The 11,965-nt window shown below is 70.4% G+C and carries 16 protein-coding genes; 8 read left to right on the top strand and 8 right to left on the bottom strand.

Annotated elements, in window-relative coordinates:
* The first annotated feature begins 102 nt into the window (after window positions 1-102).
* Window positions 103-1,206 carry an Rv2629 family ribosome hibernation factor gene (locus AC069H_RS18140; RefSeq protein WP_478233086.1) on the top strand — a complete coding sequence of 368 codons (1,104 nt, stop codon included), beginning with the start codon at window positions 103-105 and terminating at the stop codon, window positions 1,204-1,206.
* Between the two features lie 184 nt (window positions 1,207-1,390).
* On the opposite strand, the gene AC069H_RS18135 is transcribed toward AC069H_RS18140, so the two are convergent.
* Window positions 1,391-1,645: a Prokaryotic metallothionein gene (locus tag AC069H_RS18135; protein WP_478227973.1), complete on the bottom strand. Its 255-nt coding sequence runs from the start codon at window positions 1,643-1,645 to the stop codon at window positions 1,391-1,393.
* A gap of 230 nt (window positions 1,646-1,875) precedes the next feature.
* Here AC069H_RS18135 and AC069H_RS18130 point away from each other — a divergent pair, with 230 nt between their 5' ends.
* Complete coding sequence (locus tag AC069H_RS18130; protein ID WP_478233085.1) at window positions 1,876-2,238, top strand: DUF5313 family protein; 363 nt, start codon at window positions 1,876-1,878, stop codon at window positions 2,236-2,238.
* Window positions 2,239-2,243: 5 nt separating this feature from the next.
* On the opposite strand, the gene AC069H_RS18125 is transcribed toward AC069H_RS18130, so the two are convergent.
* Window positions 2,244-2,915 carry a response regulator gene (locus AC069H_RS18125; protein ID WP_478233084.1) on the bottom strand — a complete coding sequence of 224 codons (672 nt, stop codon included), beginning with the start codon at window positions 2,913-2,915 and terminating at the stop codon, window positions 2,244-2,246.
* On the bottom strand, window positions 2,912-4,018 hold the full coding sequence (locus AC069H_RS18120; RefSeq protein ID WP_478233083.1) for a sensor histidine kinase: 1,107 nt from the start codon (window positions 4,016-4,018) through the stop codon (window positions 2,912-2,914). Before AC069H_RS18120 ends, AC069H_RS18125 begins: the two co-directional genes overlap by 4 nt.
* 193 nt (window positions 4,019-4,211) lie before the next feature.
* Here AC069H_RS18120 and AC069H_RS18115 point away from each other — a divergent pair, with 193 nt between their 5' ends.
* Window positions 4,212-4,547: a DUF6223 family protein gene (locus AC069H_RS18115; RefSeq protein ID WP_340688104.1), complete on the top strand. Its 336-nt coding sequence runs from the start codon at window positions 4,212-4,214 to the stop codon at window positions 4,545-4,547.
* Between the two features lie 192 nt (window positions 4,548-4,739).
* Here the strand turns inward: AC069H_RS18115 and AC069H_RS18110 are convergent, their stop codons facing one another.
* Window positions 4,740-4,961, bottom strand: a complete 222-nt coding sequence (locus AC069H_RS18110; protein WP_478233082.1) for a three-helix bundle dimerization domain-containing protein — start codon at window positions 4,959-4,961, stop codon at window positions 4,740-4,742.
* Window positions 4,962-5,074: 113 nt separating this feature from the next.
* Between AC069H_RS18110 and AC069H_RS18105 the strand changes: the two genes are divergently transcribed.
* The 3 genes from AC069H_RS18105 to chrA are packed head-to-tail and all read left to right on the top strand — an operon-like array spanning window position 5,075 to window position 7,418.
* Window positions 5,075-5,827, top strand: coding sequence for an arsenate reductase/protein-tyrosine-phosphatase family protein (locus AC069H_RS18105; RefSeq protein WP_478233252.1), 753 nt, complete (start codon window positions 5,075-5,077; stop codon window positions 5,825-5,827).
* Window positions 5,824-6,207 (top strand): VOC family protein, encoded by a 384-nt coding sequence (locus tag AC069H_RS18100; RefSeq protein WP_478227967.1) that lies wholly within the window; start codon window positions 5,824-5,826, stop codon window positions 6,205-6,207. The genes AC069H_RS18105 and AC069H_RS18100 overlap by 4 nt, the downstream gene beginning before the upstream one ends.
* Before the next feature lie 26 nt (window positions 6,208-6,233).
* A complete protein-coding gene (chrA, locus tag AC069H_RS18095) occupies window positions 6,234-7,418 on the top strand; it encodes a chromate efflux transporter (protein WP_478227966.1) in 1,185 nt (394 codons plus the stop codon).
* 158 nt (window positions 7,419-7,576) lie between these two features.
* Here chrA and AC069H_RS18090 read toward each other — a convergent pair whose 3' ends face one another.
* A complete protein-coding gene (locus AC069H_RS18090) occupies window positions 7,577-8,194 on the bottom strand; it encodes a carbonic anhydrase (protein ID WP_478227965.1) in 618 nt (205 codons plus the stop codon).
* 35 nt (window positions 8,195-8,229) lie between these two features.
* A complete protein-coding gene (locus tag AC069H_RS18085) occupies window positions 8,230-9,354 on the bottom strand; it encodes an FAD-dependent monooxygenase (protein WP_478233081.1) in 1,125 nt (374 codons plus the stop codon).
* Between the two features lie 136 nt (window positions 9,355-9,490).
* Here AC069H_RS18085 and AC069H_RS18080 point away from each other — a divergent pair, with 136 nt between their 5' ends.
* Complete coding sequence (locus tag AC069H_RS18080) at window positions 9,491-10,456, top strand: AraC family transcriptional regulator (RefSeq protein WP_478233080.1); 966 nt, start codon at window positions 9,491-9,493, stop codon at window positions 10,454-10,456.
* Here AC069H_RS18080 and AC069H_RS18075 read toward each other — a convergent pair.
* The gene (locus AC069H_RS18075) at window positions 10,450-10,899 is read right to left on the bottom strand and encodes a MarR family winged helix-turn-helix transcriptional regulator (protein WP_478233079.1); all 450 of its coding nucleotides are present in this window, start codon (window positions 10,897-10,899) and stop codon (window positions 10,450-10,452) included. The genes AC069H_RS18080 and AC069H_RS18075 overlap by 7 nt on opposite strands.
* Before the next feature lie 79 nt (window positions 10,900-10,978).
* Here AC069H_RS18075 and AC069H_RS18070 point away from each other — a divergent pair, with 79 nt between their 5' ends.
* The gene (locus tag AC069H_RS18070; RefSeq protein WP_478233078.1) at window positions 10,979-11,446 is read left to right on the top strand and encodes a cupin domain-containing protein; all 468 of its coding nucleotides are present in this window, start codon (window positions 10,979-10,981) and stop codon (window positions 11,444-11,446) included.
* On the opposite strand, the gene AC069H_RS18065 is transcribed toward AC069H_RS18070, so the two are convergent.
* A complete protein-coding gene (locus tag AC069H_RS18065; protein ID WP_478233077.1) occupies window positions 11,443-11,952 on the bottom strand; it encodes a hypothetical protein in 510 nt (169 codons plus the stop codon). The genes AC069H_RS18070 and AC069H_RS18065 overlap by 4 nt on opposite strands.
* Between the last annotated feature and the right edge of the window lie 13 nt (window positions 11,953-11,965).

Below are 11,965 nucleotides of genomic sequence, written 5' to 3'. Positions count from 1 at the left end.
GAGGCCTTCACGGACTTCCCGCCCGACGCCGGAGCCATGATTCACCGGCCTTCTCCCGGGTACCCGAAGATCGAAAGCGGAACCGACGAGACAGGAGATACCGTGCACACTTCAACGCTCCGGCAGGTCACCGTGCGCGAAGGACCGTTCGCGTCGGTCTATTTCGACAACTCGCACGATACCGAGGACGCCGCCGCGCGACTGGACCTGCGCTGGCGGTCGATCCGCAAGCAGCTGGCCGACGAAGGCGCCGAGGAACGGACACTCAGCGCGCTCGACGCGGCCGTGACTGCCGCGCCGCCATCCGAAGGCAGGGCCGGGCGTGCCCTGGTCGCCGAGGGCGGGGAGATCGTGCTCGACGAGGAGCTCGTGGAGCCGCCGCTCCGTGAGGTCGTCCGGGTCGCGCCGCAGCCGTATCTGCTCCCGCTTCTGCGGCTTTCCCCGGCGGTCGTGCCGCATGTGGTGGTGGTCGTGGACAAGACGGGCGCCGATCTGTACGCGGTCGGCGAGGACGGTGCCGAGGAGCGGACCGTCGAGGGCGAGGACCACCCGGTGCACAAGGTGCGCGGCGGTGGCTCGGCCTACTGGAACATCCAGCATCGCGTGGAAGCCGTCGCGGAACGCAACGCCGCGGAGGTCGCGCGGGAGGCGGTCAAGCTCGCGGACACAGTCGGCGCCGAGGTGCTGGTGCTCGCGGGCGAAGTGCAGGCGCGGGCGCTGGTACGTGACGAACTCCCGCCGCGGGGGACGGCGAAGGTCGTCGAGCTCGAAGAAGGCGGCCGGGCGGACGGGAGCGCGCCCGAGGCGCTCGAAGCCGAGGTGCGGCGGGTGCTGGCGGAGCACGCGGAACGCCGTCGCCAGGACGTGATCGACCGGTTCCGCGCCGAACAGGGGCGCGACGGCGGGCTGGCGGTGGACGGGCTCGCGCGAACGACGGCGGCCCTGCGGTCGGCCGCCGTCGAGACGCTGCTGATCGACGGCGAGTCGCTGGCCGACCGGCTCGTCTGGGTCGCGGGCGACCCGACGCAGGTCGCGACCACGAAGGAGGATCTCGAACTGTCGGGGACCGGCGCGGAAGCTCTCACGCGGTGTCGCGCGGACGAAGCGCTTCCGGCGGCCGTGCTGGCCGAAGGCGCGGATCTCGTCCCCGTCAGCGGTGAGGGCCTGGCCGAGGGCGTCGGCGCGATCCTGAGGTTCGCGGTCTGATTTCAGCGCGCGCCGGTGCCGTCGCGTTCCTCGCGGCTGGCCCGGTCCGCGCGGTGAGGACGGCAGAACGTGCCCGACCTCACCACCGTTGTCTCCTCGGAGGGCGGGCGGTGGCCCTGCCGAATACCCTGGCTCGGTTTCGCCATGCCCCCGAGGAGCCCTTGTCACCCGAACGACGTAATGCTCAGGACGTGGCGACGGCGTCGCGTGCCTTCTCGCCGCCGGCGACCGCGCTTTCCCGCGCGCAGTGGGCGCAGCAGAAGAACCGGTCCTCCACCTGGATTCCGTGCCCGATGACGCGGCATCCGCAGTGTTCGCAGCTCGGCGCCAGCTGGTGGATCGCGCATTCGAAGGAGTCGAAGGTATGCCTCGCTCCTTCGACGGTCTGGATCTCGAACGTCTTCTCGTAGTCGTTTCCGCAGACTTCGCAGGTGGCCATCGGGGCTTCCTCCTCCAGTTCGGTGTTCATTTCTCGGCGAGCAAAGGGATCCGGCCACCGGCGAGGACGGCTTCGAGCCGGCCCGGGGCCGACAGCGTAGTCCTGGCGAACGAGCGGGCCGGAGTGCGCGCGTCAGCCATGTCGATGGGCTACCCGGCTCGGTTCTCCGGCAATCACGGCCGCGTACATGAATCGAGGCGAAAAGGGGTAATCACCAGGAGGTGATTCGTATGGAACGACCAGGTCCGATCCGCTGGATGCAGTACGTCTACGGACGGCGGCTGCCCGAGCGATACCGGGACTGGGTCCTGCACGACGCGACGGCGCGCACGTGGCTGCTGCGCTTCGCCGCCCGGATCTGTTTCGAGGCGCTGCCGTGGCTCGTGGCCGCGTTCGTGCTCCTGGTGACGCTGACGCCGTTGCCGGTGGCGCCGGTGCTGGGCGCGCTCGTGCTGAGCCTGTTCCTCGCGCTGTTCTTCACGATGACCAGCGCGGACGAACTGGCCGAGGTCCGGCTCGGCAAACACGGTTTTCCGCGCGGCACCGGCAAAGCGGTCCGGTCCGCCCGGGGAGGCTCGGGCAGCTGGCCCTGATCGGGCTAGCCCGGAGCCGGGTCGCCTGGCACTACCAGGCCGGATTCGTAGGCGAGCACGACGAGCTGCGCGCGATCGCGGGCGTGGAGTTTGGTCATGGCGCGGTTGACGTGGGTCTTCGCGGTCAGCGGGCTGATCACCATGCGGTCGGCGATTTCGTCGTTGGACAGGCCCCGAGCGACCAGGGTGACGGCTTCGCGTTCGCGGTTGGTCAGCTCCTTCAGCCCAGTGCCCGTGCCGGCGCCCGGCGGCAGGGTGACGTACCGGTCGATCAGCTTGCGGGTGATCGATGGCGCGAGCAGCGCGTCGCCACGTGCGGCCACGCGGACGGCGTGCAGGAAGTCTTCGGGTTCGATGTCCTTGACCAGGAATCCCGCCGCGCCCGCCCGCAGCGCGTCGAAGACGTACTCGTCCAGGCCGTAGTTGGTCAGGATGACGACGTGCACGCCGGATAGGGCCGGATCGGCGGCGATGCGCCGGGTCGCCTCGATGCCGTCGACGACGGGCATCTGGATGTCGATGAGCGCGATGTCGGGCAGGTGCTTCCTGGCGAGCGCCACGCCGTCGCTCCCGTCGGAGGCTTCGGCCACGACCTCGATGTCTTCCTCGACGTCGAGCAGCGCGCGGAAGCCGCTGCGGAGAAGCGGCTGATCGTCGACCAGCAGGACACGGATCATGCGGTTCGCTCAACGGGCAGTTCGGCCCGGACGGAGAAACCGCCCGAGTTTCGCGGTCCGGCGTGGAGACTGCCGCCCAGGGCGGTGACCCGTTCACGCATCCCCAGCAGTCCGACACCGGGCACCGGGGTGGCGTCCGGAGTGGCGCCGCCGTCGTCGTCGACCCGGATGGCGAGAGCGCCGGGGCGGTGGTCGATCCGGACGGACGCCGTCGTGGCCGCGGCGTGCCGGGCGATGTTGGTCAGCGATTCCTGGACGATCCGGTACGCGGTGCGGTCCACCGCCACGGGCAGGTCGTGCCGCCGCCCTTCGACGACGAGCGTCGCGTCCAGGCCGGTCGCCTTCGCGCGTTCCACCAGGTCGGGGATCCGGTCGAGCCCGTGCGGCGCATTCGTTCCCTCGTCACGCAGGGCTTCCAGGGTCGCCCGCAGTTCCCGGGACGCCTCACGACCGGCTTCCCGGATCGCCAGCAAGGATTCCGGCACCGGCTCACCCCGTTTGGTCGCCAGGTGGACGGCGACTTCGGCCTGCACCTTGATGACGGAGATCTGGTGGGTGAGCGAATCGTGCAGCTCCCGCGCGATGTGCAGGCGTTCCTCGTCGGCCCGGCGCCGCGCAGTCTCTTCGCGGGTGCGTTCGGCCTCGTCGGCCCGCCGTTCTGCCTGGCGCATCGCCTCACCCGCCGCTCCGGCGGCGATCAGCCAGGCCAGCTGAAGCGCGTCCCGGCTCTGTGCGAGTGCCTCGCTCACGGTGACGGCGTTGGCGGAGGCCAGGAGGACGAGCGGGAGCGCGGCGACCATGAGCAGCGATCCCGCGACGGCGACGACCCGGTGACCGGCCCGGACGGCGGCGTAGACCGCGACCAGGTAAGCGACGACAGGAACCTCGAAGCCGAGGGCCTGGTATCCCAAGGCGCACACCCCGGTCACGGCCAGCACCGTGACCGGCGCCCGGCGGTGGGCGACGAGCGCCAGACCACTGGCGACCAGCACCACGTGGCCCAGCGGGTCGAGGCTCGTCGTGGAGTCCACACCGGACAGTCCCGTGACGAGCAGGACCGCCGTCACCCCGGCGGCGATCACCCAGTCCCACACCCTGCTCATGCGTGCACCCTAGCCAGCTGCCCGCCCTGGCGACTCCTCCACGCGGACCATCCGCGGTCTACCGCGCACGCGGTAGTCCCGGCGTTCCTGCCGCATCGGCGGCAGCCCGGATTGCCTGCGTTCACCGGACGCCCTCGGCGGCCCCGGCGGACACCATCGAGGGACATCCGGCCATCGAACGAAGGAATGCCCCATGTCGGTCCATCTGCTGTCCGAGCCGCTCGCCGCCGCCTACCTGACTCCCGGGCGTCTCTGGTCCTTGGTGGCCGCGCTGGCGGGGGTGATCGGGGTGATCGCCGGAGGGTTCGCCCTCGCCCGTCTCCGCTCCGGCACCACCCGGCGCGCGGCCATCGTGGCACTGACGGCGGGGCTTTCCGGCATGGCGGGCGGTGGTTTCGTCGTGGCCGCCGCCGAGGGCGGGCCCGGCACGGGCTACGGAATCGTCGGCGGTTTCGTCGCGCTGGTGATCGGGTCGCTCGCCGCGATCCTCGGCTGGCTTGCCCTGTCACGTGCCCGTCGCGCCGTCTGACGTCGTTCTCGCCGAAAGATGCCCGGCGCCGTCTCGCCTGTCCACAAGGGACACTCTTCGGGGAGGGAGCGGTCTCGTGAGTGGTAAGGACGGTTCTAACCGTCCTTACCACTCACGAGACCCAGCGCACGCGAAACGGCCACCCGCGTACCGGCAGCACCTTCAGCCGAGTACCCATCGTGATGCGGAAGCTCAATGCGCCGGGAAGCGGGTGCGAAGTTCGTCCGCGGTCTTGCCTTCGGTCAGCTGGAGGAGATAGGCGTCCACCGGGGCGTGGGAGCTGAGTTCGGTGAAGTGCCGGTGGACGATCGCTTCGACCTCCTCGCGTCGGGCGGGAAAGCGTTCGGTCAGCGCGTCGATCAGTTTCTCGAGGTTTTCGTCGCTGGGTGGCAGGTGTGGCGGGTCTGCGGTCATGACAACTCCACGATCTCGGGAGACGGCACCACGCGACGATAACGTTCCCTGGCACCGAGGTCTAGGTATATCAACCTATATTGATGTAACTTGGGCAGGTGGCGACCGTTGAGATGTCCGAGCCGCCGCCGTTCGTGCGGCTGGCGAGTGATCCGCTGCGCTGGCGGCTGCTGCGCGAGCTGTCCCACGGCGACCGCCGGGTGCGTGAGCTGGTGGAACTGGTCGGGCAGCCGCAGAACCTGGTGTCCTATCACCTGCGCAAGCTGCGAGCGGCGGAGCTGGTCAGGGCGCGGAGAAGCAGCTTCGACGGTCGTGACACCTACTACCACCTGGACCTCGGGCGGTGCGCGGACGCGCTTGCTGAGGCGGGGAGTGCGCTGCATCCCGCGCTCGTGCCGAACCCGGCGGACGTGAACAGCGCCGGTTCCCGGCTCAAGGTGCTCTTCGTGTGCACCGGCAACAGCGGACGGTCCCCGATGGCCGAGGCGCTGCTGCGGCACCGGGCCGGTTCGACGGTCGAGGTGGCCAGTGCGGGCAGCCATCCGAAACCGCTGCATCCGGACGCCGTGCGCGCCATGGCCGAGCGCGGCATCGCCCTCGACCACGAGCCGTCCCATGTGGACGGTCTACGGAACAGGCGATTCCATTGGGTGATCAGCCTTTGCGACCGGGTGCGCGAGGTCTGCCCGGAGTTCCCCGGGCATCCGCGCGTCGTCCATTGGAGCCTGCCGGACCCGGCACGGGAAATCGACGACGCGGGCGAGACCTATCCGGCGTTCCGTCGCCTCGCCGCCGAACTGGACCGGCGGATCGGGTTCCTGACCGCCCAGCTGAAGAACCTGAACGATGAGGTGAAGTGGACATGACTTCGGATTTGGTGAGTGTGCGTTACCTGGTCGACGACGTCGCGGCGGCCGTCGAGTTCTACACCGGGCACCTGGAATTCACCGTGCGCTCGAGTGTGCTGCCCGCGTTCGCGGACGTGGTGCGCGGAAATCTCCGGCTGCTGCTCAGCGGTCCGGAGAGTTCGGCGGGCCGTCCGATGCCGGACGGGACCAAACCGGCGCCGGGCGGCTGGAACCGCATCCATCTCGTCGTCGGCGACATCGACGCCGAAGTCGCCAGGCTGCGTGCGGCGGGCGTCCGGTTCCGCAGTGACGTCGTGACCGGTCCGGGCGGCCGCCAGATCGTGTTCGACGACCCGGCGGGCAATCCGGTCGAACTGTTCCAGCCCACGGCCCGTTGACCCCGCACGGCGAGCAGGAGCCCGCGATGCCGGACGAGTCCACTCAGGACGCCGTCGCCACACCTGGCCTGGGAACCGTCCTGCGGGAATGGGGCCGGATCGGCTGCATCGGTTTCGGCGGTCCGCCCACCCATATCGCCCTGCTCCGCAAGCTGTGCGTGCAGCGCCGGGGCTGGCTCTCGGATCAGGAGTTCGAGGACGCGATCGCCGCCTGCAACCTGTTGCCCGGCCCGGCTTCGACCCAGCTGGCGATCTTCACGGCGTGGCGGGTGCGCGGCCGCGCGGGGGCGCTCATCGGCGGCGCTGCGTTCATCGTGCCCGGTCTCATCGTGATCTTGGCGCTGGCCGCGCTGTTCCTCACCGGATCGCCGCCGGCGTGGGTCCGTGGCGCCGGTGCGGGAGCGGGTGCGGCGGTCGCCGCCGTCGCGGTGCACGCGGGTGTCGGCCTGATCCCGGCGGGATGGCGGCGTGCGGCCACGACGGGGCGCGTGCGCTGGGCTCTGTACGTCGTCGCGGGTGTCGCGTCGGCCGCCTTGCTCGGTCCGTGGCTGGTGCTCGTCCTGCTGGGCTGCGGCCTGATCGAGCTGACCGTGAACCGCTCACGCCGCGGCGAGTCCACGGCCGCCCTGTTCGCCGTCCCCGTCCAATCCTTGGCCGCCGCGGCAGCGGGCGTCGGCGTCTTCGCGTCGGTGGCGTGGGTGGCGCTCAAGGTCGGGATGCTGTCCTACGGCGGCGGTTTCGTGATCATCCCGCTCATGCAGGACGACGCGGTGAACACCTACCACTGGATGACCGCGGGGGAGTTCCTCAACGCGGTCGCGCTCGGCCAGGTCACCCCGGGCCCTGTGGTGCAGACGGTCGCCGTCGTCGGCTACGCCGCGGCGGGGCTCGCCGGCGGCATCCTCGCCTCGCTGGTCGCCTTCACCCCGTCGTTCCTCTTCATTCTCTTCGGTGCCAAGCATTTCGACCGGCTGCGCGGCAACCCGAACGTGCGGGCGTTCCTCGACGGCGCCGGACCGGCCGCCGTCGGCGCCATCCTCGGCTCGGCGATCCCGCTCGCGCTCAGCCTGACCCAGGCATGGCAGTACGCCGTACTCGCCGGCGCCGGGGTCCTGCTGTTCGTGTTACGGCGCGGAGTGGTGACCACGATCCTGATCGCGGCCGGCGCCGGAACCGTCCTCGCGCTGGCCGGAGCGCTCCTGCCGAGTTAGGCACTGTCCTGCAAGTCATGTCCGCGGTCTTCGCGCCCAAGCGGCCCCTGACGGCACGGGGGCTCAGCCGAGTACAACCCGGTACGAGGCCGAACCGCCCGCATCGCCAGGAACCGCCTGGATCACGAAGCCCATCGAACAGACTTACAGGACAGCGCCTACTCCAACCCCCGGGTGGTGACGACCCGCGCGTTGCCGTCGGCCAGGTGGTACGACAGCCCGGCGATGGCGGTCTCGCCGGCCTCGATCTTGTCGGCGAGCAGCCTGGAGCGGTCGACGAGGAGGTCGACGGTGTGGCGGATGTGCTCGTCGATGATGTCGTCGTTCTCGGTGAGCCCGGCGGCCTGGGCGGCGAGGACACTCGGGGTGACCCGCTCGATGACGTCGCGGACGAAGCTGTTCGTGCCGAGTCCGTCGGTCAGCGCCGCGCGGGTCGCGGCGACGGCGCCGCAGGAGTCGTGGCCGAGGACGACGACCAGGGGAGCCTTGAGGATGCTGACGGCGTACTCGATGCTGCCCAGCACCTCCGAACCGGCGACGTGGCCCGCGGTGCGGACGACGAACAGGTCACCCAGCCCGCGGTCGAAGATGATCTCGGCGGCCAGTCGCGAGTCGGAACAGCCGAAGAGGACGGCGAAGGGGCTCTGTTCAGGAGCGGTTTCGGCGCGGCGTACCGCGTCCTGGTTCGGGTGTTCCGGGGTGCCGGCGACGAAGCGTCGGTTACCGGAGAGCAGAAGGTCGAAGGCCTCGGAAGGGGTCGGCGGCGCGTCGCTCATGATCCGGACATTACCGGTTGCCGCCAAGACGGGCATCACGCCGGTCGCGCCATCCGCCGGTGACATGCCTCGATGAGCGGATACGCGTCACGATGCCGCTGCTCCTGCTCGAGGGCGGCGATCGTGACCGAGGTCTCGACCAGGAGCGCGCAGCGTTCCCGGCGGCGGTCCACAAAGGCCTTCAGCGCCTTCCGGATGTCCTGGCGGCGATCCAGCTCCTCGGCCAGGACCACGCCGTCCTCGATGGCGAGCGCGGCCCCGCCGGCCATCTGCGGTGAGGGAGCGTGCGCGGCGTCGCCGATGAGGACGCTGGGCCCGTCGGACCACGGCGCGTCGACGAAGGCGGTCCGCACGGGACGGCGAACGAGCGAATCGGACCGTGCCACGTGAGGCCGGATCTCGGCGACCCGGCCGGTGAACGGTGCCAGCAGTTCCCCCATCCGCGAGGCGAGGACGGCGTCCGGGAGCACGTCCGGCCGCACCCCGTTCTCGGTGAGGAAGACGTAGGCGCGGCTCGCCGAGATCGGCACGACGCCGGTCTGATGGCGGCCACCGGCGAAGGTGTGGATGCCGGTGGCCCAGCCCGGGCGGGGCACGAGCGCCCGCCACGCCATCTGGCCGTGGTACCGGATCGGGGCGGAGCGGCCGAGGAGATCGCGAACGACGGACCGGATGCCATCGGCGCCGACGAGCAGGTCGACGGTTCGCGTCGTCGAGTCGGTCAGTTCGGCTCGCGCCCCTCCGTTTCCCGGGAGCAGGCGGGAAACACCGAGTCCATAGTGGATTCGCGCGCCGAGCCGCAGTGCCTCCGCGCGCAGGATCCGATGCAGTTCCGGGCGCGCGATCCCCGCCATGGCCGGACGATCGCGGCCGATCAGGCGCGGGAGATCGATCGTGGTCTCCGCTCCGTCCAGGTCCACGTTGGTGATCACGCTCATGCCGTACCCGCGGGCGAGGCACCGCTCGGCCAGCCCCAGCGCGTCGAGTGCCCGAAGCGACGGGCCGGTCAGGCTCAGCCCCCAGCCGGCGGTGGCGGCCTCGTCGCCCGCCTCGATGACCTCGACACGCCAGCCTCGCCGAGCCAGCGCGCTCGCCGCCGTCAAGCCCGCGATCCCCGCGCCGGTGATCAGTGCCGAACGGGTGCCGTCCTTGTCGTCCATGGACCCTCCAAGCCGTTGTATGCGGCCAAGTTAGGCCGGTTGTCCGGGCCGTCCTGTCCGCTTCCGGCGGCCGTTGTCCGGATCCGGCGGTCGATCGGTGCCATGATCGACTCGTCGACGAAGGAGGTGATCGGCGTTGTCGAGCCCGCTCCGCGACTTCGTCCTCACGAAGTCCGGAAATCCGGTGAACCTGCTTCATTCTGCGGCTCGGCTCTTCGGCGGGGCGGTCGCCACCAGCCCACTTGGTCCCTTCGACGGCAGCGAGCACGAGGTACGGGGAGTCGTCGCGGAGGATTTCGCGGTCGGGTACTTCGCCTCCTCGCTCGCGGTGCGGGTCGGCCCGCTGCCCGGCGGGGACTCGTACTTCGTCAATCTGGGGCTGGCCGGGGAGATCTCCGCGAGCCGCGGCGGCCGTCAAGCCGTCCTCGGCCGGACGAAGGCCGGGGTGGTCAACCCGGGCGACGTCCAGGAACTACGCCCGAACGGGCCGGGGACGAAATTCCTGGCCCTGCGCATCGACGCCGGGCTGGTCCAGCAGGAACTCGCGGCGCTCGCCGGGCGCCCGACCGGTCCCGCCGTGCGGTTCGACCTTCCCCTGGACCTGTCCGGGCCGCGGGGGAGGACGGTGAGACTGCTGATCGGCTCCTTGATCGGACAACTCGACTCGGCCGATCCGCTCTTCCAGCGGGAGGAATTGCGGCGGAGTCAGATGCGGTGCGTCGTGACCGCGCTTCTGCTGGCCCAGCCGCATAACCACACCGCCGTGCTGCGAGGCGCTTCCCGGACGCCGCAGCCCAGGGCGCTGCGCGCCGCCGTGACGTACATCGAAGCGAACCTGCCGGAGCCGATGTCCCTCGGCCGGATCGCGCAGGCGGCCGGGTGCGGCGCGCGGACGATCGGCGACGCGTTCCGGGAGAAACTCGGGACGACACCGATGGGCTACGTCCGCGACCTGAGGCTGGACCGGATCCGCCACGACATCCTGACGACCGGCGACCTGATCGGCGACATAGCCCACCGCTGGGGCATGACCCATCTCGGCCGGTTCGCGGGCGAGTACCGCGCGCGGTTCGGTGAGCTTCCTTCGGCGACGCGTCACTGATCGAGTCGCGCGGCGACGGCGCGCATGGCGCGGCCGACGGCCTGGAGGTCTTCCCGCGCGATCACGTCCACGAAGTGTTCGCGAACGGTGCGGAGATTGTCCGGCGCCGCGCGCAGCAGTGTCTCGTGTCCCTTGTCGGTGAGCCGCGCCCGCACACCACGGCCGTCGTCGGCGGCCGATTCCCGCCGGACCAGCCCGCGGGTTTCCAGCCCGCTGACGCGGTGCGACAGCCGGCTGCGCGAGTAGTACGCCGATTTCGCGAGGTCCGCCATGCGCATCGACCGGCCGGTGGCTTCGGACAGCCGCACCAGGAGTTCGTACTCGGCCAGGGAAAGGCCGTGCTCCTCGCGCAGCCGCCGGTCGAGCAGGTCGATGAAGCGCACGGAGCCTTCGATGAACGCCCGCCAGTCGCGCTGCTGTTCCGTGTCGAGCCAGTCGGTCACGGCAAACACGGTAACAGTTGACGCCTTCAACCACTTCGGTCTAGCTTTGGTTGAAGACTTCAACTAGATGGGGAACGCGATGGCGAACGAAGCCTGGGTGATGCAGGAGAAGGACGCGGAGGTCATCGAGAAGCCCGCGTTGTGGTTGCTGGCCGACGGCGAGCACACGGGCGGTTTTCTCGGCGCGAACCGGTTGTCGCTCCAAGCCGGTGAACCCGGCACGAGACCGCATTATCACAAGAAATCCGCGGAAGCCTTCTACGTGCTGGAAGGAGCACTGCGCATGTTGGTCGGCGCGGAAACGGTCACGGTCGAGCGCGGTGGATACGTGGTGATCCCGCCGGGGGTGCGGCACGCGTTCGCCGCGCCGCCGGGGCGGGCCGCGGACGTCCTCATCACGCTGGCGCCGGGGGTCGACCGGTTCGGCTATTTCCGCGTCCTGCCCGAGATCCTGCGCGGGAACGTCGCGCCGGAGGAGGTCGAGCGCCTGCACGAGCGGTACGACGTCCACTTCGTCGACGCGCCGGAGTGGGACGAGCGCGGCTAGCCGATACGGAGCCGCCGGGTGGCCTCCTCGTCGATGCTGACCCTCCTGACCGAACCGACACCGCCCGATCCGGCCAGCACCATCGCGACGAGCAGGAGGGGGAACAGCAGGGTGCGCACGAGCATGGCCCAGCAGGCCGCCGCGCCGATCCGCCCGCCGTCCTTGACCCGGACGAGCCGGGTCCCGGTGAGCGCGGCGCCGACAACGCGGCCGTTACCGAAGAACAGGCCGTAAAGCACCGGGACACCGATCAGCAGGCCGAGCAGGGTCAGCAGGGCCGCGCTGTCGGGGATCGCACTGTTCCGGGTGGCGACCGCGAAAACCACGAAACCGGCTCCCGCGCCCAGCAGGTAGACGGCGAAGTCCACGAGCCAGGCCAGCAACTCGGCCCACCCGCCCGCCGAGACGTAGAGGGTCCCGTTGTCGAACGCGTCGAGTCGTTTCGCGACCTTCGGGTCGAGCGTGCGTTCGGCCTGCTCCCTGGAGATGGCCAGCCGGTCTTTCATGGACTGCCCCCAA

It is taken from the genome of Amycolatopsis sp. NPDC043887 (assembly GCF_056435665.1).
Note: the sequence above shows the minus strand (reverse complement) of the source record. Positions and strands in the feature narration are given on the sequence as shown.